Genomic DNA, 20,848 nt, shown 5'->3' on the forward strand with positions numbered 1-20,848 from the left:
TCACCGGTCGGTGCCGCCGTGCGGCGACGCCCAGGACGGGAGCCAGACCGTCCCGGAGAGCTTCGGCAGGCCTTCGAGGTAGGTGATGAATCCGCGGAGTTCCGGGTGCGGATTCGTGCCGGGGAGGATGAGCGAGAGCGGATACGCGAGGACCGGGTCCACGATGGGGATCCGGCGCAGATCGTGGTCCGCCGGCCAGACGTAGCGGTCGCGTGCCCCGACGAGCGTGGCCACGTCCGCGGAATCCGCGAGGGTGTCCAGGAGCACCTCGTCCCCGAAGTGCGGGCCCGCCGCGTCGATGCGCAGGTCGAATCCGGTGGCGAGCTGGTCGTAGAACTCCGCCCACTCGCTCCGCGCCGCGATGCCCGGCACCCAGATCCGGTGCCTGCGCAGCTGCGGCGGCGTCAGCCGTCGCGCCGCGGCGAGCGGGTGCCGCGGGCCCACGAGGAGTTCGAGCGGGGAGTCGAACGCGCGGATCATCCGCATGCCGGCCGGCAGCGCCGCCGGGTCGGTGACGGTGCGGAACGACGCGTCGATCTCGCCCGCTTCGACGGCGGCGACCGCCGCCCGCGGGTCCTCGACCCTCAGGGTCACCACGTCGAGGTCGGTTCCGGGACGCGACCGCCAGTAGTCGTGCAGGACGACGGCCTGCGCGCTCCGCAGGCCGAGGACGTCGATCCTGAGGGCCCGCGACCCCGGCCTGACCGCGGCGACGGCGCGGTCGACGCCCGCGACGATGCTCCGGGCGTGAGGCAGGAACGCCTGACCGTCGAGCGTCAGCTCGACGCCTCGGGCGGTCCGCGTGAACAGGCGCACCTCCAGCCGGCGCTCCAGGGCGGCGATCCGCTTGGAGACCGCCTGCTGCGTCACGCCCAGCTCATCGGCCGCATGCTGCAACTGCCCGAGCTCGGCCGCCCGGACGAACGAGCGCAGCCCCTCGGTGTCCACGCGCCCACCCTAGGCCCGCACAACCGATGGTTGTAGCCGGCCTCCGACCGGTTGTCCGGTCATGCTCCGGCGGGCCGGCGGCGGGGACTCAGCCGTTCAGCACCTGGGCGCTGAGCTGCTTGAGGTGGGCGTCGGCCCAGCGCATCTGCCGGAGGGTGTCGGGGTGGCAGCGTTCGACCAGGCGCAGCAGCGCGGTGTCGCGGTTCCCTCTGGCGGCCTGCGCGATCATCTCCCAGTCGAGGGAGACTCCGGCGGCCTGGACGTGGACGTGCCGCAGGTCGTGCAGGAGCGGCATGCCGGGCGGGCCGCGGTGCCCGACCAGTTCGCCGCCCTTCCCCCGGAGCTTCGCGCCAAGCCCGGTCTCCAAGGGGTGCGCGGTGCCCAGGCGGGCACCGTACCGGCCGCCGATCTCGGCGAGCTCGCGCACATGCCGCTGGGACCAGGCGGACAGGTCCCGGGCCACGTGGTGGATCTCGTGGTCGCCGGTGTGGCGTTCGGAGACGCGCAGCAGATCCTGGGCGAGAGCGCGTTCGCCGTGGTGCAGCCCCCGCAGGGCGAGACCGATCCCGTTCATCGCGGCTCCTCGTCGGCCATCGCCGTTCGGCTCCGAGCCGGTCCGGCCTCGCCGGCCCGGTCTGCGGAGGCGGGTTCGCCGCCGCGCTCCAGCAGCCGGAGCGTGGCCACGCCGGTCTTGAACAGCGGCTGCTTGGAGGCGGGGTCCCAGTCGGTGATCGTCAGTTCGTTGGCCGCGCGCGTCCTGGCGGCCCCCTCCGGCAGGTCCCAGTAGCCGTAGTGGAACGGCAGGAACAGGACGCCGGAGCGTATGCCGGTGACGCGCACCTCGGCGTGCACGACGCCGCGCGGGCTGGAGACCTCGGCGAGGTCGCCCTCCCGCATGTCGTGGGCCTCGGCGTCGGCGGCGCTCATCTCCACCCAGACGTCCGGGGCGGCGTCGCGCAGTTGCGGCGCGCGGGCGGTCTTCGTCCGGGTGTGGAAGTGGTGGACGGTGCGGCCGGTGATCAGGTGGAACGGGCGGAGCTCGTCCGGCGCCTCGTGCGGTGGCAGGTAGCCGGCCGACCTGATGACGGCCTTGCCGGACGGGTTGAGGGACCGGTACTCCGCCTCCTCGACGGGGGCGCCGGTGACCAGGTCGCGGCCGAAGCTCTCGCAGTCCGCGGGGGCGGCCCAGAAGCGGCCGCCGGAGTACAGGCGTTCGGTGCCGCCCGGATGGTCGCGGTCGCAGGGCCATTGGACGCCGCCCGCGGCGCGGAGCCTTTCGTAGCTGAGGCCGGTGTAGTCGCACGGGCGTCCGCGGCTGCACTCCTGCCAGGCGCGGAACGCCGACTCCGGGCCGGTCCAGCCGACGAGGGGAGTGCCGTCGCTGCCCGTGAAGCCCATCCGCCCGGCGTAGTCCAGGAAGATCTCCAGGTCCGGGCGGGCCTCGCCGGGCGGCTCGACGGCCTTCTCCGAGAGGTGGACGGTCCGGTCGGTGTTGGTGAAGGTGCCGGTCTTCTCGCCCCAGGCCGCCGCCGGCAGGACCACGTCGGCCAGCTCGGTGGTCTCGGTCGGGAAGATGTCCTGCACCACCAGGAACAGCCGCTCCTGCGCGAGGACGGACCGGATCCTCGCCAGGTCCGGCATCGAGACGGCCGGGTTCGTGCCGCTGATCCACAGGAGGCGGATCGACCCCTGCTCGGCGAACCGGAAGATCTGCATGGCGTGGGTCGGGGGCGCGTGGTGGGAGATGCGCTCGGGCTCGACGTTCCAGATCCGGGCCAGGTCGGCGACGTGGTCGTCGTTGGCCCAGTTCCGGAAGCCCGGCAGGTCCCCGTCGGCGCCGCATTCGCGGGTGTTCTGGGCGGTGGGCTGCCCGTTCATCTGCAGCACCCCGCAGCCGGGGCGGCCGAGCATTCCCCGGATCAGGTGCAGGTTGTTGACCTGCACGGCGGCGGCGGTGGCCTGGTGCGACTGGTAGAACCCCTGCAGGACGGTCGAGACCAGCCGTCCGGCGCCGCCGAGCAGCCCCGCCGCCCGGCGGATCAGCTCCTCGGGCACGTCGCAGATCTCCGCGACGCGGCCGGGCGGGTACTCCCGGACGCGCCGCTCCAGTTCCTCGTAGCCGACCGCGTGGGCGTCGACGTAGTCGCGATCGATCCTCCCCGTCGAGATGATCTCGTGCAGCAGGCCGTTCATCAGCGCCACGTTGGTCCCCGGGCGCGGCGCCAGGTGCACGGCCGCCATGCGCGCCACGGGCGTCGACCGGGGGTCCACGCAGATCACCCGCGGCGGGTCCGGGCCGGCCAGCCGGTCGAGCATCCGCATCCACAGCACGGTCTGCGTCGCGGCCACGTTGTGCCCGAACAGCGCGATGACGTCGGCGTGGTCGATGTCGGCGTACGTCCCGGGCTGCCCGTCGCACCCGAACGACTCCTTCAACGCCGCCGCGGCCGTGGCGGTGCACAGGCGGGTGTTGCCGTCCAGATGGTTGGTGCCGATCCCGGCGCGCGCGATGGTCGTCAGCGTGTAGTACTCCTCCAGGAAGAGCTGGCCGCTGGTGTAGAAGCCGAACGCGCCGCTGCCCTGCTCGTCCAGCAGTTCACGGCTCCGGCGGACGACCGCGTCCATCGCGGTGTCCCAATCGGTCTCCACCAGCGTGCCGTTCCGGCGGACGAGCGGACGGGTCAGCCGGTCCGGCGAGGCGCCCGCCTGCCAGGCGTACAGATCCTTGGGGTCGAGGCGTCCCCGGTTGATCCGATCTCCGGCCGCCCCGCGGACCCCGACCATCCGGCCGTCCTTGACCGCGATGTCCATCCCGTCCCCGTTGGAGTGCAGGATCGACGCGGTCGGCACCCATCGGTCCACGTCCCGGGGCGTGATCCCCTCCTGGAGGAAGGTGTCGACTCGGACGGGCCAGTCCTCGCCCGGACCGTAGGGCGTCCTCGTCCCCCAGGGCTCGGCGATCCGATCGATCCGCGCCATCCGTGCCTCCAAGACCTCTGGAGTAAGGACTCATCCCACTGCCCGCCACCGCGAAACATCCGGCCCTCCCGCCACGCCAGGGGGCCGAGCGGCCGGGGAGCCGCCGCTCCGTGGCCGGTCAAGGGGTGTAATGCCGGATCGCCCGTTTATCGCCTATTTGGTGCTAGCGGGAATTCCGGTCGGTCCGATTATGACCGCAGTTTGCCTATCTTTCGGAAAAGCCTTGACGGAAGGGGTGCTGCCTCTCATTCTGGAATGTTTCGTTTCGGAAAGCAGAAGGGAACCGCCATGCCCGACCCGTCCGCGGCACGGCCGTCCGCGCCGCCGCCCCGTCCCCTGCCCGTGCTCGTCCTCGCCGACGTCAGCGGGAGCATGGCGGAGGCGGGGAAGATCGACGTGCTGAACCGCAGCATCGCCGCGATGATCAGGTCGTTCGCCGACGAGGACACCGTCCGCGGTGAGATCACGGTCGGCGTGGTGACCTTCGGCGGCGGGGGCGCCGCGCTGCACCAGCCACCGGCGCCGGCCGCCGAGGTCGTCTGGGAGGACATGCTGCCCCGGGGACGCACGCCCCTGGGCGAGGCGCTCGACCTGGTGAACGAGCTGCTGGCCGACGAGAACGTCATCTCCCGGCGGGCCTTCACGCCGACCCTGGTGCTGGTCTCCGACGGGCTGCCGAACGACGACTGGCGGGGCTCGCTCGAGCGGCTGCTGGCCTCGCCGCGCGGAGGTAAGGCCGTGCGGCTGGCGGTCGGTGTCGGTCAGGACATGGACGACGAGGCCTTCGACGTCCTGCGGGCCTTCATCGACGATCCCGTGATCCAGCCCGTGCGCGCCGACGAGGCCCACCTGCTGTCCCGGTACTTCTCCTGGGTCACCATGAGCGTCACCGCGAGGGCCCGCAGCGCCCGGCCGAACGATACGTCCCATATGTCCTTCGACGAGCTAGAGGACCTGCTGGGCTGAGACGGACGGAGACGTCGGCGACATGCGCGTGGTGAAGGACGAGCACGGACGGCCGCTCCAGCTGACGCGCCTGCTGGGGACGGGCGGGCAGGGCGAGGTCTGGGCGGCGGGCGACCGCGTGGCCGTCAAGGTCCTCCGGGCCCGGACGCGGCGGGCCGCCGAGCGGCTGCGGCAGCGGCTCCGGACGGTGAGACGGCTCGACCTCGACGGGCTCGCCATCTCCCGCCCGCTGGCCATGCTCGCGGAACCGGACGTGGGCTACACGATGGAGCTGCTCGGCGACATGACCGCTCTGCGCGTCCTCGCTAACCCGCCCCCGCGCACGGATCTCGTGGACTGGTACGGGGAGACCGGCGGGCTGCGACGCCGGCTCCGGCTGCTGGCGAGGGCCGCGGACGTCCTGGCGGCGCTGCACGCCCGGGGCATCGTCTACGGCGACCCCTCGCCCGGGAACATGATGGCGTCGGCGTCCGCCGAGCACTCGCAGGTGTGGCTGGTCGACGCCGACAACCTGGAGGTCGAGTCGGTCGTCCCCGACGAGTCGTTCACGACGCCCGGATACGGCGCGCCCGAGGTGGTCGCGGGCCGCATGGGCATATCCAGCCTCAGCGACGCCTACGCGTTCGCGGTCATGGCCTTCGAGACGCTCGCGCTGGTGCATCCCTTCCTCGGCGACGACGTCCAGGAAGGCGAGCCGGAGGAAGAGGAGCGGGCGTTCGCGGGCGAGCTGCCCTGGATCGACGATCCCGGCGACGACCGCAACCGGTCGAGCTACGGCCTGCCCAGGCGGGCCGTCCTCACGCCGGGCCTCAGGACGCTGGCCGAGCGGACCTTCGGCGCCGGGCGATCGCATCCGGTCGAACGGGCGACGGTGGCCGAATGGCGCACCAAGCTCCAGACCGCCGCGGACCTCACGCTCACGTGCGCGCAATGCACGCAGACGTTCATCGTCGGATCCGCCGCCTGCCCGTGGTGCGGCACCACAACGCCACGGCAGTTGATGGGCTTGATGCATCTCGCCGTCCCCGGAGAGGAGACCTACGCCGGGACCCGTGACGGCCTCGCGATTCCGCCGCGCGAATGGCTGTGCGTGACCGCGCGCACCGCGCAGTTGGCGCCCGACGCCGACCAGGACCGTCCGATCGCCTGGCTGTGGTGGGAACCGGGAAGCGGGCTGGCCGTGCGGAACAGAGGTCGTGAACCGCTGTGGCTCAGCCGGCGCACCGGTGGTTCCCCGCGCGTCGTCGAGCCGGACGGCGAGCTGACGGTTCCGGTGTACGAGGACGTCCCGGAGTGGAGCGTTCACTTCGGCCACCGGTCCCAGCTCCACCGGGTGCTGCGGTTCCGCCTGCTCGGAACGGACCGGACATGAGCGCCCCGGGTCGCGGCAACCGCGCTCCGGCGCCCCGCGGAGCGTCCGGCACCGTCACCGAACCCCTGCCGGGACGTTCGGACTTCGTCTGGCTGCTCTGGGACGGCGCCCCCGACGCCCTCCAGAATCTCGACGACGGCTGGCACGAGGTGATCCTGGCCAAGATGCCGACGGGCCAGGTGGTCGCCGGCGTCGGCGGGACCGTCCGAGGCGGAGTGAGACCGGACGGGGAGCAGGATCGCGAACGCCTGGCGCGGGCGACGTCGAACCGCGCCCGTATCGCGGTCCTGTCGACGCGCAAGGTGGAGAACGAGGGGCGGCGGCGTCGCCTCCGGATCGGCCTGGACGTCCACACCTACGAGCAGGCGGATCCGCTGGAGCCGCAGTCCGTCGGCGTGGGCGACCGGGTCATGGACACGGTCGGGAGATGGGACAGGAAGCTCAGGGACAGGCCGGACGAGATCGTCCGGTGGCTCACCGAGCGCCTGCTGCTGCCCCCGAGGGCGGACGCGGGGCCGGAGGCGCCCCGCCGTCTGGTCGTGTCCATCGGCCTGAGCGACCCGAGCGCGCCGACCGGCTACCGGATCCACGGGCGGGGCGTGACCGGGGACGTCCGGACGGAGGACGGACGGCTGGTGCTGCACCGCCTGCGCCGCACCGGCGACGAGGAGGGGCAGGGGCCGCTGCGGCTGACCGAGTGCCGCCTGGAGTTCACCGACGTCTCGCGGGCCAGCGAGGCGCACGCCGAGATGAAGCACCAGCTCAACCGGCTGGCCACCGGCCAGGGCTTCCTGGCCATGTGGCACGAGTACAACCGGCTCGAAACCCGGTTCGTCCGGCGGCAGGTGCGCGATGTCGGTTTCGGGCGCTACACCGAGCGCGAACCGCTCGGTGACGGCGTCTACCGGTTCCGCGTCGACGCGTCGTCCCACCTCGACGACCAGGAGCTGACGCTGACGGAGAGGGCCCGGCGGGGCCTCGACACGCGGGAGACCCTGGAACTGGAGGCCGCCCAGACCCTGCCCGAAGCCCTCGCCGCGGCGGACGAGGAGGACGCCTCGGAGTGGGCGCTGATCGGCGACCGGCTCGGCAGGGGCGTGGTCAGCGGCACCGTCGTCGCGGCGGACGTCGCGGCGGGCACGATCGACCTGAGGCTCGTGGACCTGGGACGCCGGCGGGTCTCCGGAGTGGGACGGGACCGCACGGTCGCGCCTCCGCCCCAGGGCTTCCTCTACCGCTCGTTCCGCGGCGACCGGCGCCAGATGCAGCGGCGCAAGGCCGCCTTCGACCGGATCCTCGCGGACGGGACCAGGATCCCGAACCTGCTGGCGCTGTTCGAGGGCAAGACGGTCAGCGCGGATCCCCCCAGGAGGACGACCAGGGCGGTCTCCGCCGCGGTCCGCGACTGCTTCCGGGGCGGAGAGCCCACCCCGATGCAGGAGCGGGCGCTGGAGGTGGCCCTGAACACGCCCGACATCGCGGTGATCCAGGGCCCGCCGGGCACGGGCAAGACCCAGGTGATCACCGCCCTGCAGACCCGCCTCGCCGAGGAGGGCCGCGGCTACGCGCGGCTGCGCGGCAGCATCCTGCTCACCAGCTTCCAGCACGCCGCGGTGGACGAACTGGTCGAGCGTTCGAGGGTGTTCGGCCTCCCGGCCAACAAGGTGGACCGCGCCGGCCGCGGCACGACCGTCCAGACCGACCGGTGGCTGCAGGAGACGGTCGACTGGCTCACCGAGGAGATCGACACCGACTCCTTCGGGCGGGCGCTCGGCCTGTTGCGGACGGTGACCGCCAGGGCGGCCGGCTACCTGCTCACACCGACCCCGCCGGAGGAGACCGCGCGCCTGCTGAAAGAGATCGAGGAACTGGCGGGCGAACTGCTCCCGGCCGGGCTCGCCGATCGGCTGCACGGCACGCGCCGCCGGTTGGAGACGGCTTCGCGGCCCGTCCCGTTCGACCTCGACGACGACCGCGAGCTGGCGGCCCGGGCGCTGCGCGGCGTGCGGACCCTCGCGGAGTCGTTCGCGGACGACGGGCCCGCGGCGGCGGCGAAGGCGCTGCGCCGGGTCCGCGCGCTGCACGGGCAGGACGCGGGTCACGGGGCCGATCTGGACCTGCTGGCCAGGGCCGCCTCCTGGGACGTCGATGAGCCCGTCCCGTTCCTGACCGAGCTGGCGGCGGCACGTGACCGGTTGCTGGAGGCGCTCCGCCCGGCGACCGGGCCGCAGGCGCCCGTCGCAGCGGACCCCGACGTGGAGGACCTGCTCGCTGAGATCGCCGAAGAGCTCGAAGAGCGGGTGCGCGACTCCGGCGAGAGCGGCCCCCAGCTCGCCATGCTGGACTACCTCGAAGGGCTGCGCGGCGACCCGGTCGCCGTCGAGTGGACCCTGCGGGCCTACACCGCCTCCTACGCGGCCACCTGCCAGCAGGCCGCGTCGCCGACCGTCGCGGTGGCCAAGGAGGAGACGCGGATCGAGGACGTCGTCTTCGACACCGTGATCATCGACGAGGCGGCCCGCGCCAACCCGCTCGATCTGATGATCCCGCTGATCCACGCGGGCCGGCGCATCATCCTGGTCGGCGACCACAACCAGCTGCCGCACATGCTGGAGCCGGAGGTCGAGCGGCAGGTGGAGCGGCTCGACGCGGGCGTGCGCGGAAGGCTGCGCGAGAGCCTGTTCCAGCGCCTGTTCGAGAACCTCCGGGCTCCCGGCGCCTCGGTGGACCGCGTCGTCACCCTCAACGCCCAGTTCCGGATGCACCGGACGCTCGGGGCGTTCGTGAGCCGCTGCTTCTACGACGGGATCCTCGAATCGCCGCGTCCGGACGAGGAGTTCGCGCACGCTCTGCCCGGCTACGAGGGCGTGCACGCGGCGTGGATCGACGTCCCGAACGCCCGGGGCGCCGAGTCCGGCAAGCGCAGCAAACGGCGGCGGGCCGAGGCTCGCGTCATCGCCGACCAGCTGGAGCGGCTCCTGCCGTCGGCGCCGGACCTCACCTTCGGTGTCATCTCGTTCTACTCCGACCAGGTGGACGAGATCTGGCGGGAACTGGTGGCGCGCGACCTCGCTCGCCGCACCGACCAGGGATACGAGCTGGTCAGGGGGCTCCAGTACGACGCCGGAGGCCGCCGGCTGGACCGCCTGCACGTCGGGAGCGTCGACGCATTCCAGGGCAAGGAGTTCGATGTGGTGTTCCTGTCCACGACGAGATCATCGCCTCCGGCCGGTCCGCCGCCCGCGGGCGCCGCCCATGATCGCTGGGTGCGGCGCCGCTACGGCCACCTCACCCTGCGCAACCGGCTGTGCGTGGCGATGAGCCGGCAGAAGCGCCTGCTGGTGACCGTGGGCGATGCCGCGATGTTCGAAGGACCCGCGGCTCCCGCGCAGGTCGGGCCGCTGACCGAGTTCCTCCGGCTGTGCCGTTCGGGAGGTGAGCATGGCACCGTCCTTTCCCCGTAGCGCGAGGATCGTCCAGCTGTGCCCGGCGCCGCCGCGGCGCGACGAGCGGATCTGCGTGGCCTTCCCAGCGTGGGCGCATCGCGTGACCGCCCCGGTCCTGCCGCACCGGGGGCTCGATCTCTTCGAACGCGTCGTGCTGGGGCTCTGCCACGCGGGCGTCCGGGAGCCGGACCTGATAGCGGCCCGGATCAACCTGCACGTTCGGCTGTGCGCGCACATCATCGACCACGCCGTCCACCACGGGCTGCTCGACCGGCAGGGGGAGCTGACCGAGCAGGGGAGGCGGGCGCTCCGCACGGGCGGCGTCGCCGAGGAGACGTCCTGGTCGGTGCGGTACGTCTTCCAGTCGCCCGAGGCCGGCGGCGACCTGTGGCCCCGCACCGCCGGGCGGCTCGTCGACGCGCATGTCACCTGGCGGGCCCCGGGCAGGGCCGGGCTCCAGCTCGGCACCACGGGCCACCCGGACCACGTCGAGGCCACGATCGTCGACACGGCCGACGCGGGGACGGAGGCCGCCGCCCCCGGCCGGCCCCGGCCGGAACAGATCATCGAGGTCGCCCGGCTGGACCGGGACGCGCGGGAGGCCCGGCGGGTGCGCGAGTTCGAGCGCGGCCAGGGTCTGGCGCCGGTGGCGCGGCCGGGCGAGACGGCGGTCGCCCGCCCGGGGCCGGGCGGGGACCGGCCGCCGGATCTGAAGCGGATCGCCTTCATCGACGCCCCCGAGCCCGTCCTGGTCGTTGGATTCGCCACGGCCGACGGATCCGGGGAGCTGGTCGCGCACGACCCCTTCGGCGTCGGGAGCAGTGCCATGTTCGGTGAGCTCCTGGATCGGTGCCTGCACGACGGCGGGCCGCTCGCGGAGCGGATTCGCGGCGTGACCCGGACGAAGGCGGAGCGCGCCGAGCGCACCTACCGGCAGGCGGACGCGACGGCGCGCGCCCACGTCGAATCCGTGCTCGTCGCCGAGTTCGGCGCGTCCGTCCGGAGTGACGAGGACGCCTTCGACCTGATGACCGAGGTTGACCTCGCCGTCATGCTGGGCGACCAGGCGGGTGCGCTGGAGCGCGTCGTGCACGCGACGCACCGCCTGTACGAGGAGCTCTTCCGCCGCCTGGCGCGCGGCTTTCCCGTGTCGGTCGCCTCCGTCCGGGCCCTCGCGTCGACTCGGGCGCTCAACCGGTCCGTCATCGAGGAGGCCGCACACGGCATCGGGTTCCAGGCCGTCCCCCGGCTCTTCGATCAGGATCTCTGCAAGGCCGCCAGGGACCTGGAGGCGGGGAAGGACATGCTCCTGAAGGATGTCGGCGCCCTGGCCCTCGTGGCGGCGCACCGGAACGCGGAGCATCCCCTGCACCGGCTGGCGGCGCGGCGTCCCGACCTGCTCAGTGCGCTCGCCGCGCTCGGCACGATGCGCAACCGCGTCTCGCACGGAGGAAGGGACCCTTCCGCCGCGCAGGACGCGAAATGGTGCCGCGAGCTGGCCGCCCTCGCCGTGCCGGAACTCATCCCCCTGCACTGACATCCATTCCGCTCCAAGGAAGGACGAGTAGTTCACGATGGCCAAGAAGCGCCCCGCCCAGGCGCGTCGGCAGACGCCCCAGCGCCGGACCAGGCCGGCCGCCGCCAAGCCGGTGAATCGGAAGGCGGCCGAGGAGGAGGCCGAAGCGCGACGTCCCGAGGCGGTGGCCGCCGTCGGAGGTGAGGACGCTCTGCCCGCGCCCGCGGAGCCCCCGGCCCGCGGAGTGGACGACGGGGCGGTCGCCGCCGAATGGCAGAAGGCCGCCGAGGCCGTGGCCCTGTTCAGGCAGGCCGCCGAGCGTGTGGACGAGACGCGGCAGGCCCTGGAGCGAAGTACCGAGGAGGCGGCCGAGCGTCTCGCGGCCATCGAGAAGGACGCTCGGGAACTGGCCGCGGAACGGGACCTCGTCCAGAAGAGGAGCGGCGAACTCGACGAGCGGGAGAAGCGGCTGGTCGAAGAGGAACGCGAGCTCGTCGCCGCCAAGGAACGAGCGAAGGAGACCGCGCTCGCCGAAGCCCGGAAGGCGCTGGAGAGCACCCGGCGAGAAGTCGAGACCCGGCAGCGCGAGCTGGCGGAGGAGCATGCCCGCACCCGCGCCGCGCTCGGCGCCGATCTCGAAGTGCAGCGCCGGGAACTGGCCGAGCGGACGGAGAAACTCACCGAGGAGCGGGCGCGCCTGCGGGAGTTCGAGGTCGAGCTGAACGCCCGGGACGAGGATCTGGCCGACGCGCGTGCACTGCTGAGCGAACGCGTGGAGCACGCCGTCGCCGCGGCCGTGGAACGGGCCGAGCTGCGGTCCAGGGAGCTGGAACAGCGCTGTAGGGCGCTTCAGGATCACACCGCCGACATGGAGAAGGAGCGCGACGAGCGGAACCGCGTCGACCGGGCCTTCGGCCATCGGCCGCCCGACGAGGTGCTGCAGGAGCTGCAGGAGCTGCGGACCGAGAACTCCGCGCTCCGCCTCCAGCGCCAGGTGCCCGAGGACGTGACGGAACGGCTCGCAAGGCTCCAGGAAGCGGAGCGCGGCTGGCGGGAAGAGCGCGCGGTGCTCGTCGCGGACAACGAGCGGTTGCAGCGGCAGCTCACCGGCCATCAGATCACCGCCCTGGAGCTCGAGCGGCTCAAGGTCACCAAGGAGGCCATGGAGGCCTCGGTCGGCGCCTACCGCGTCCGCGTCCAGGAACTGCACCAGGACATCCAGAGCCTGACGGCGCGGAAGGAGGGCGAGTCGCCCTTCCCCGAATGCCGCGCGATGGACGCGCAGCACAACGAGAAGCGCGACGACCTTCTGGGCCAGGTCCCGCAGCTGGACAGTTTCGTCTACTGGCTCCGGAACTATGTCGCCCAGCAGTACCGCATGTTCTACGCCGAGGAGGACCTGATCCTCTTCCTCGGAGGGCTGGCCGCGTCGCGGCTGCATCTCCTCCAGGGGATCAGCGGCATCGGCAAGACGCAGCTGCCGATCGTCTTCGCCAAGGCCCTCCAGGCCGAGACCGCTCTCGTCCCGGTGAGCGCCGACTGGCGCACCCCGCAGGATCTCGTGGGGTACTTCAACGCCTTCGAGCGCAGGTTCTACGAGTCGCCCTTCACCCAGGCGCTCTACCAGGCCGGTTGCCCCGCCTACGCCGACCGTCCGTTCTTCGTCGTCCTGGACGAGATGAACCTGTCGCACCCGGAGCAGTACTTCAGCGAGGTCCTGTACCAGATAGGACAGACGAGGAAGCCGGACGGCGCCCCGCCCAGCCTGGAGCTCATGACGACCGAGGTCCAGCCGGCCCCCCGAGGGCTCGTGGACGGCCGCAAGCTCGTCATCCCGCCGAACGTGTGGTTCATCGGCACGGCCAACCACGACGAGACGACGGTGGCCTTCGCCGACAAGACCTACGACCGTTCGCACGTGCTGGAACTCCCCGCCCGCCCCCAGATGTTCGAACCGGACCCCGTCCCGCCGCTGCCGGCTCCGCCGTCGCTCGGCGCCCTCGAAGCGGCCTTCGAGCGCGCCCGCCGGACGCATGCGCAGGCCGCGCAGAGCGTGTTCGCCTTCCTGGACGGCGAGCTGCGGGACCGCCTCTTCCGGGACTTCCGGATCTCGTCCGGGTCCCGGACCATGAAGTACCTGGAGGCGTTCGTCCCGGTCGTGTGCGCGGCGGGCGGTGGCCAGGGGCAGGCGGCCGACCACGCGTTCGCGACCCGCGTCCTGCGCAAGCTGCGCGGCCGGTTCGAGATCCCGTTCGATCTGATCCAGGGACTCCGCGACGATCTGCCCGGGCTCTGGGCGCCGTTCGGCACCGTCCCGCACAGGTCGCTCGAACGGCTCGACGAGGAGATCCATCTGCGGAGGGGCGTCTGACATGCCGGTGCGGATCTGGGACCGGCTGCTGGGGCGCGAGGTGGAGCGGCCGCCAGGTGGGCGCATGCCCCTCGGCAGGCTGTTCTTCGCGCCCGGCGGCCGCTCCCTTTTCCTGAACGCGACGGCCCTGCGCCCCGGCCGGTACCTCGCCGCGGACGGGACGTGGACGCTGTGGGACGAGACCCGGCATCACCGTGACGAGGGCGACTTCGGGCATCACGCCATGCCCGACGACATCACGACGTACATCGTCACGGCCATCGGCAGAAGGCTCGACTCGCTGGTCGCGGGGGACGTCACCGCGGAGGAGTGGCTGTCGGAGACCCCGCTGATGGGCGGGGCCGACATGGACGAGCGCCTGCGCCCCCGCGACATCGACGAGGCGATCGAGCGCTGCCTCCCGCATCTGCGCGCGGCCTGCCATCTGCCCGTGGCCCGACTGCGGGCGGTGAACCGGCTGGTGCCGGCGTCGCAGGTACGGCGCGTCACTCCCGCCGCCATCACCCGCCTCACCGCCCGCAGCGAGGACTGGGCGGCGCTGCGTCCCGACGGCATTCGCCCGGGACGCCTCCTCGACCCTGCGCGCGAGACCGATCTGGACTTCTACGAGAACCGGGTGCTCGCCAGGCTCGTCGACCATCTCTGGGACCACGTGCAGGGACGGTTGGCCGAGGTCGAACGGATCGAGGCCATGCTCGACGACGTGAGCACCTACGCGGAGGACGCGAGCGGACGCCCATGGCGGGTGAGCCAGTACATGTTCCTCCTCATCGAAGGCCTCGTCGAGAGCAGCACCCGGCGTACGAGGGCCAAGCAGTTGCGGGAGGACTTGGAGCGGCTGCGCAACGCGCTGGTCGAACTTCGCGGGCCGACGATCCTGCCGGGAGTCCACCGTCACGCCGATGTCGGCACCGTCCTGCGCACCACCAACGTCTTCACGAACGACGACAGGTACAGGCGAGCCGCCGAACTCTGGCGGGCGTGGGTCGCCGCGAAGAGCGGGAACGGTCCGTCCGGGACGACCAACGACCGGATCCAGGAGTGGTGCGAATCGTTCACGCTGTACACCGGCCTCCTCCTCACGCATGCGCTGGCGCAGTTGGACCTGGTTCCGGAAGGCTCGTTCGGGCCCGGCGGAGAGGTTTCATGTGGCGGCTGGTACCCGGAGCCCGTGGGCCTTCGCTGGGAGCAGGCAGGAACATTCGTGCTGCGCTGCGGAGGCGAGCCCGTATTGCGCGTCGTTCCGGTCGCGCACGCGCTCGTCGCTTCGGAGCAGCCGGGCCGGGTGTCCCAGGAGATCGAGGCGATCGCCTCCGCGGCCACGACGGAGCCGCGCACGCTGATCGTCTACCCCGGGCAGCGCGAGACGCGGCAGAAGCTGCCACTCCACGTTCGGCTCAGGACGTTCCAGGGCTGCGAGGCGCCCGCTCCGTCCGGCGGCGGCCGAGCACTGCCGCTCCTTCCCGTGTCACCGTTGGAGATCGACAGCGTGACGCGGCTGGCGCGCAGTCTCCGCTGGGCCCTCGCCCAGCACCTGTTCGCGCGATACCCGGCGCGCATCGACTGCCCGGCCCGCTATGCGAACGCCATCGCGGAGGGGACGGACTGGATCGTCAGGAGCGCGAACGGCCTCTCCGTCGTGAGGCCGCCCGCATCCCATGAACTCGCCGCGGTGCGACGCCGGATCGGGACCCTCGGCCATCGCTCCGCCCAGTTCATGCAGCGCGGTGACAACGCCGAGCTGGTCGACCGGTTGCAGGCCGAGGTGAAGGCCGCTGCGGAGAGCCTGGCGGAACTCGCCCGATGCCCCCTCTGCCGGAACGCCTCAAGCGATCCCTCCCGAACCTTTCAGGTGTGGGACAAAGCCACGTTCCGCGGCTCATGCGACGTCTGCAGAGCAAGCTGGGAACTGAGGCGGTGCGGTTCGTGCGATCGCGGCTATCCGGTGCTGAACGGTAACGGCCGAGACGAGGGTGCCCCCGTCGAAACCGACGGGGACACCATGGACCACAGATTCGGCAGCGAGGCCCTCAGTGCTCAGTGCTGGGTCAGAGGCGCGGTGGCCTACTGCCCGCACTGCGGCGAATGCAGCGAAGCGAGGGCACTGAAGGACCCGCGATGCCGGCGCTGCACCGGTGACGGCCACGCGGACCAGGTCACCCGAACATGACGCTGTGCGGGAGAGGACTCGTGAAGGTCCTGGCCTCGCCGGGATTGAGGGTGAGGCCGGCCGGTTCTTCGCAGAGCCGGTCAAGGAAGAGGGTGGCGCGGGCGTCGGTGCGGTTGGCAGCGCTGGTGGCGCCCTGCAACAGCAGCCGGCACTCGCCGTTGTCTGGGTCCTCGATCTCCACGTCCCCCGAGTCGGGCGAGTGGTAGAAGAAGGTCCCCGTGGCCCGCGCACCGACGGCCGACGCCGACGCGGAAGTGAGAGCGGGAGCGGCCGACACCAGAACGGCGCCCGCGATGGTCAGCGCGGCGCGTAAGGGCATCCTCATGAGTCCTCCGGGGGGAAGTGACGGGGGGAGCCCAACGGTACGGACCAGGCCGCTGAGCGACGATCGCCCTGCTGGCACGCCTGCGCTCGCGCCGAGGTGACAGAACAATCACGGAGCGTGACGGGGTGAGGGCCCTGGGCCGTAAATGATCTCTGTCGAGGCTCTCGGCGCGTCCCGGCGTCACAGGACGGACCGCGTCACTGGTCGGACGGTGGGTATCTGTGCAGGTGCGACCGGAATGTGGGGGCGTCGAAGGGAGGGACTGTGGCTGCCCAGGAGGAACGCGAACTGGTCGTCGAGGCGGCGGGCAGGCTCTTCGTGCAACTCGGATACGACGGGACCACCTTGCAGATGATCGGGGAGGTCGCCGGGATGAGCCCGCCGGAGATCAGCCGCCTCGTGGGGGACAAGCGGCAGATCTACCTGGAGGTGATGAACCGGTACTACAACGCCGAGGCCGCCCACATGAGGGCCGTGATGGAACGCGTCCCGCCCGACCTGCCCGGCCTGCACACGCTGGTCGACCGGTACCTGGACTACTCGGTGGCCCATCCGGAGATGCGGGCCCTGTGGGTGCACCGCTGGCTCCGGGACGCGGCCGACGTGCAGGACGTCGAGAGCCTGTACCGCCCGCTGATCGCCGCCGTGGTCGAGATGTTCAGGGGCGCGGTGCGCGCCGACTACGACCTCGAACTCGGCCTCTGGAACATCATCTGGATCGTGAACGGGTTCATCCACGTGGGCATCGTCGACACGGACGGCGAGCGGCGCTTCGCGGACCACCCGCCGACCCTTCGCCGCTTCCGCGCCTACATGCACGACATGCTGGAGCGCAGCGCCCGCTGAGCCCCGGAAACGGTGATCCGGGACGCCCGCCGGCCGGAATAATCACGACGATGAGCCGAGATCCACACGTCGAGGACGCCCCCGCCGCCGCTCTGCCCGCCCTGCTCGTCCAGCCGCCCTGGGCCGGCGGGACGAGGGAACCGGTCGTCCTCAAGCTGAAGCCGCCGAAAGAGCCGACCCTCGTCCGCTGGGCGCCCGGCCGGCGGGAGGAGTGGCTGGAGGCCCCGTACAAGTACGGGCAGGCGCGCATGCCAGAGGACACCGACTGGGACGAACTCGCCGCGTTCTTCGCCAGCGGCGACGCTCTTCAACTGTGGAAGCCGCGCGAGTGGCAGTCCAAGTCGCGGTTCGAGCGCCTCTACATAGGGCTCGTCATGCAGGCTCCCCGCGAACTCGGCGAGAAACTGCTCGCGGACGAACGCTACTGGGACGCCTTCGCCGACTTCTCGAACGTCAGTGCCGACAGGGGCGCGGTGGCGCGCTATGAGATGGCCGCTTACCCGCTGGTGATGCACCAGCTGAAAAAGAAGAAATGGAGCGTCTACGCCCTCGAACCCTTCCTGGACCACGCCGTCGCCCAAGGCATGATCAAGGACTTCGGTGACGAAGGGCGCAACCATGCGCAGGAGGCCTGGTACGAGGTGCACGGGGTGGAGGCCGTCCGGCTGACGATCCCGGACGCGTTGCGCAAGCCGGGCCCCAAGCGGGATCGCGCCGAGGCGGCGCTGCGCTGGGTCGCGGAACGGCACGGCCACGACGTCCTCGTGGAGGCCGCCAGGTACTACGGGGACGAGGCGGTGCAGGCGGTCTCGCGGCTGCGCACCGACCCGCTCGACGTGTACCCCGATCCGCTGCCCGACCTCCCGGAGGGCTGGGACCCCGAGAAGCTGCCGCGGCTCCTGCTCCGCCAGCGCCGGCAGGCGCTCCCCTTGGCCGCGACCCGGCATCTGCTGACGATGCTGTCCATCTCGGAGAAGCACAAGCCGTATCCCGGCGTGCCCTTGGTCGTCGCCCCTCTCGACCCGGAGTCGCTCGCCGAGTTCGCCTGGGCCCTCTACGAGGCCGACCGCCATCCCCGACTGTGGGCGTCGCCCGGTGTGCAGTACGCCCTGGCCGAGTTCGGCGACGAAGGGACCGCCGACCGGCTCGCGCCGATCGTCGCACGGTGGTCCAGGGCCTACGTGTGGGAGGCGGGCGGGCAGTCCGCGCTCAACCTGTTCCGCCGGCTCGGCACCGACCCGGCGCTCCGCCATCTCGACCGGCTCGCGAACAAGGCCGAGGACCAGAAGTGGATCGGGCGGTCCGCGCGGGAGCTGCTGAAGTACGCCGCCGAACAGCGCGGGCTCACCCAGGAGCAGCTCGCCGACCGGCTCGTCCCCGATCTGGGCCTGGACGCCGACGGCTCCCTGACGCTCGACTACGGGCCGCGCCGCTTCGTGGTGGGCTTCGACGAGGAGCTCAGGCCCTTCGTCGCCGACGAGAGCGGCAGGCCCCGCAAGACGCTGCCGAAACCGGGCGTCAAGGACGACGCCACCCTCGCCCCCGCGGCCCACGCACGCTTCACCGGCCTCAAGAAGGAGGTCCGCACGGTCGCCGCGGACCAGATCAAGCGCCTGGAGGCGGCGATGGCGGCCGGGCGCACCTGGACGGCCGGGGAGTTCGCCTCCCTGTTCGTCGAGCATCCGCTCATGCGCCACCTCGCCCGCCGCCTGGTGTGGTCGGCCGGCGCGGACACGTTCCGGGTGGCCGAGGACGGGACCCTCGCCGACGTCCACGAGGACGCCTTCACGCTTCCCGGCGACGTCGAGGTCGCGCTGCCGCACCCGCTCGTCCTCGGCGAGGCCGCCGTCCGAGCCTGGGCCGCGATCCTCGCCGACTACGAGATCCTGCAGCCGTTCCCGCAGCTCGGGCGTCCCGTCCACACCCTCCGGGAGGACGAACGGGGCGGCGACCGCCTGCGGCGCTTCGAGGGCGGCACCGTCCACTTCGGCAGGATCCTCGGCATGACGTCGCGCGGCTGGGAGATCGGCGAGAAGGAGACCGGCGGCTTCCGCCGGCAGGTCATGCGCATGACCCCGGACGACCGGCACGTGATGGTCACCTTCGAGCCCGGCATCCGCGTCTTCGACCCCGAGGAGCATGCCGAGCAGCACATCGGCCGCGTCATGCTCATGACGGGCCGCCACTCCGGCAGTCCGCTCGCCTTCGGCGAACTCGACCCCGTCGCCGCCTCCGAGGTCATCGCCGACCTGCACCGCCTCACCGAGTGAACCGGCGCCCTGACAAATAGAAGACCCTCCGCGAAACGGTTCTCGCGCACTTACCGAACCCGGCGAATGGCTTTTCCAGCGGTGCTGTAATCCGTTCGCCCCGCACATGCGTCAAGCAGTTGTCAATGCATGATCACACGCACTGTGAGGAGATGGATGCATGCCGCGACGCGGGCTCGGCGCACACATTGTTCTACCCATGGCGGCCATTGCTGTAACGATGCAGATCGCGCTGGCTCAGGCCGCCGGCGCTGAGTCGGGAGTGGCAGCGGACCCCGTCCTCTCGCTCAGCCGGGTCAGTGTCAGCAGCGCCGGCGCGGAGGGGAACGCCGACAGCGGGCTGGACTCGGACTGGTCCCGGTGGGGCGGCGCGGTGAGCGGCAATGGCCGCTACATCGTGTTCACTTCCGCGGCCACCGACCTCGTGCCCGGCGACACCAACGGCGTACCGGACGTCTTCATGCGCGACCGCTGGACGCGCAGGACGGAGAGGCTGAGCGTCTCCGGCACGGGCGCGGAGGGGAACGGGAAAAGCTCCGACCCCTCGATCAGCGCGGACGGCCGCTACGTCGCGTTCACCTCGCAGGCCTCCAATCTGGTGGCGGGCGACGCCAACGGGACGTACGACGTCTTCCTGAAGGACCGGTGGACCGGTGCCGTGACCAATCTGCACGTCGACAGCGACGAGGACCAGGGAAATTCCGCGGCGTACTCGCCGTCGGTGAGCGCCGACGGTCGCTATGTCGCCTTCAGTTCCAGTTCGGTGAACCTCGTGCCCGGGGTCGACAACGGCTACCACAACGTCTACCTCCGGGATGTGGCGGCGGGAACCACCGAAGCGGTCAGCCTGAGCACCGCCGGCGAACCGCTCTGGGAGTCCAGCAGCGAGCCGTCGATCAGCGCGGACGGCCGCTACGTCGCGTTCACGTCGAAGGCCTCGAACGCCGTCCCGGACGACACCAACGACACGTATGACGTGTTCGTCCGGGACCGGACGGCCATGACGACCACGCGGGCGAGCCTCACCGTGCCGGGCGAGCAGTTCACGCTGGGCAGCGGTTCACCCTCGATCAGTGCGGACGGCCGCTACGTCGCCTTCGGCGGCGGATCCGACGACGGGACCTCCCACGTGTACCGCCGGGACCTGCAGAGCGGCACGACCCGGCAGGTCAGCGTCGGCACTGGAGGCACTCCGGGCAACGGTGACAGCGCGTGGCCCTCGATGAGCGCGAACGGACGCTTCGTCACGTACGAGTCGCGCGCCACGAACCTGACCCCGGATGAGGACACGAACGAAAAGATCGATGTCCTCGTCACGGACCTGCTGACCCAGGCGACGACGCGGGTGTCCGTGAGCGCCGCGGGCGAGCAGGGCGACGGCCGCAGCGAGGCCATGGGGATCAGCGGTGACGGGCGCACCGTGCTGTTCGGGTCGGCCGCGTCCAACCTCGTGGCCAACGACACCAACGGCTCCGGTGACGCCTTCGTCAGTACGCGGGCGTGACGGGTCGGAACGACTGACAGGAGCGGCCCGCACGCACATCGCGTGCGGGCCGCTGGCCTGTTTCAGTCCCGGCCCACTTCGCTCGCCTCTGGCTTCGCGGCACCGGGCAGGTCACGCGTTCGCGCGCGTGGGCGG

General features: G+C 71.7%; 13 protein-coding genes. 9 read left to right on the plus strand and 4 right to left on the minus strand.

Going from position 1 to position 20,848, the window contains the following annotated elements; all coding sequences use genetic code 11:
- From AB0C84_RS06005 to AB0C84_RS06015, 3 genes are all read right to left on the minus strand, one after another.
- Complete coding sequence (locus AB0C84_RS06005; protein ID WP_361061561.1) at positions 1–948, minus strand: LysR family transcriptional regulator; 948 nt, start codon at positions 946–948, stop codon at positions 1–3.
- A gap of 88 nt (positions 949–1,036) precedes the next feature.
- A complete protein-coding gene (locus tag AB0C84_RS06010; protein WP_361061563.1) occupies positions 1,037–1,522 on the minus strand; it encodes a hypothetical protein in 486 nt (161 codons plus the stop codon).
- Positions 1,519–3,927 (minus strand): nitrate reductase, encoded by a 2,409-nt coding sequence (locus AB0C84_RS06015; RefSeq protein WP_361061565.1) that lies wholly within the window; start codon positions 3,925–3,927, stop codon positions 1,519–1,521. The genes AB0C84_RS06010 and AB0C84_RS06015 overlap by 4 nt, the downstream gene beginning before the upstream one ends.
- A 288-nt stretch (positions 3,928–4,215) precedes the next feature.
- Here AB0C84_RS06015 and AB0C84_RS06020 point away from each other — a divergent pair, with 288 nt between their 5' ends.
- Genes AB0C84_RS06020 through AB0C84_RS06045 form a run of 6 tightly spaced genes read left to right on the plus strand, consistent with a single transcriptional unit; the run spans position 4,216 to position 15,768 of the window.
- A complete protein-coding gene (locus AB0C84_RS06020; protein WP_361061567.1) occupies positions 4,216–4,893 on the plus strand; it encodes a VWA domain-containing protein in 678 nt (225 codons plus the stop codon).
- Between the two features lie 22 nt (positions 4,894–4,915).
- Complete coding sequence (locus AB0C84_RS06025) at positions 4,916–6,265, plus strand: hypothetical protein (protein WP_361061569.1); 1,350 nt, start codon at positions 4,916–4,918, stop codon at positions 6,263–6,265.
- Complete coding sequence (locus AB0C84_RS06030) at positions 6,262–9,729, plus strand: AAA domain-containing protein (RefSeq protein WP_361061571.1); 3,468 nt, start codon at positions 6,262–6,264, stop codon at positions 9,727–9,729. Before AB0C84_RS06025 ends, AB0C84_RS06030 begins: the two co-directional genes overlap by 4 nt.
- A complete protein-coding gene (locus tag AB0C84_RS06035; RefSeq protein ID WP_361061573.1) occupies positions 9,707–11,248 on the plus strand; it encodes a hypothetical protein in 1,542 nt (513 codons plus the stop codon). Before AB0C84_RS06030 ends, AB0C84_RS06035 begins: the two co-directional genes overlap by 23 nt.
- A gap of 37 nt (positions 11,249–11,285) precedes the next feature.
- Positions 11,286–13,598, plus strand: coding sequence for an AAA family ATPase (locus AB0C84_RS06040; RefSeq protein WP_361061575.1), 2,313 nt, complete (start codon positions 11,286–11,288; stop codon positions 13,596–13,598).
- Position 13,599: 1 nt separating this feature from the next.
- Positions 13,600–15,768: a hypothetical protein gene (locus tag AB0C84_RS06045; RefSeq protein ID WP_361061577.1), complete on the plus strand. Its 2,169-nt coding sequence runs from the start codon at positions 13,600–13,602 to the stop codon at positions 15,766–15,768.
- On the opposite strand, the gene AB0C84_RS06050 is transcribed toward AB0C84_RS06045, so the two are convergent.
- A complete protein-coding gene (locus AB0C84_RS06050; protein ID WP_361061579.1) occupies positions 15,755–16,093 on the minus strand; it encodes a hypothetical protein in 339 nt (112 codons plus the stop codon). The genes AB0C84_RS06045 and AB0C84_RS06050 overlap by 14 nt on opposite strands.
- Before the next feature lie 264 nt (positions 16,094–16,357).
- On the opposite strand from AB0C84_RS06050, the gene AB0C84_RS06055 reads away from it, so the two are divergent.
- The 3 genes from AB0C84_RS06055 (at position 16,358) to AB0C84_RS06065 (ending at position 20,713) form a co-directional block, all read left to right on the plus strand.
- The gene (locus tag AB0C84_RS06055; RefSeq protein WP_361061581.1) at positions 16,358–16,939 is read left to right on the plus strand and encodes a TetR/AcrR family transcriptional regulator; all 582 of its coding nucleotides are present in this window, start codon (positions 16,358–16,360) and stop codon (positions 16,937–16,939) included.
- Positions 16,940–16,989: 50 nt separating this feature from the next.
- Positions 16,990–19,209: a DUF4132 domain-containing protein gene (locus tag AB0C84_RS06060; RefSeq protein ID WP_361061583.1), complete on the plus strand. Its 2,220-nt coding sequence runs from the start codon at positions 16,990–16,992 to the stop codon at positions 19,207–19,209.
- A 199-nt stretch (positions 19,210–19,408) separates the two neighbouring features.
- Positions 19,409–20,713: a hypothetical protein gene (locus AB0C84_RS06065; protein ID WP_361061585.1), complete on the plus strand. Its 1,305-nt coding sequence runs from the start codon at positions 19,409–19,411 to the stop codon at positions 20,711–20,713.
- The last annotated feature ends 135 nt before the right edge of the window (positions 20,714–20,848 follow it).

It is taken from the genome of Actinomadura sp. NPDC048955 (assembly GCF_040649435.1).
GTDB lineage: Bacteria > Actinomycetota > Actinomycetes > Streptosporangiales > Streptosporangiaceae > Spirillospora > Spirillospora luteofluorescens.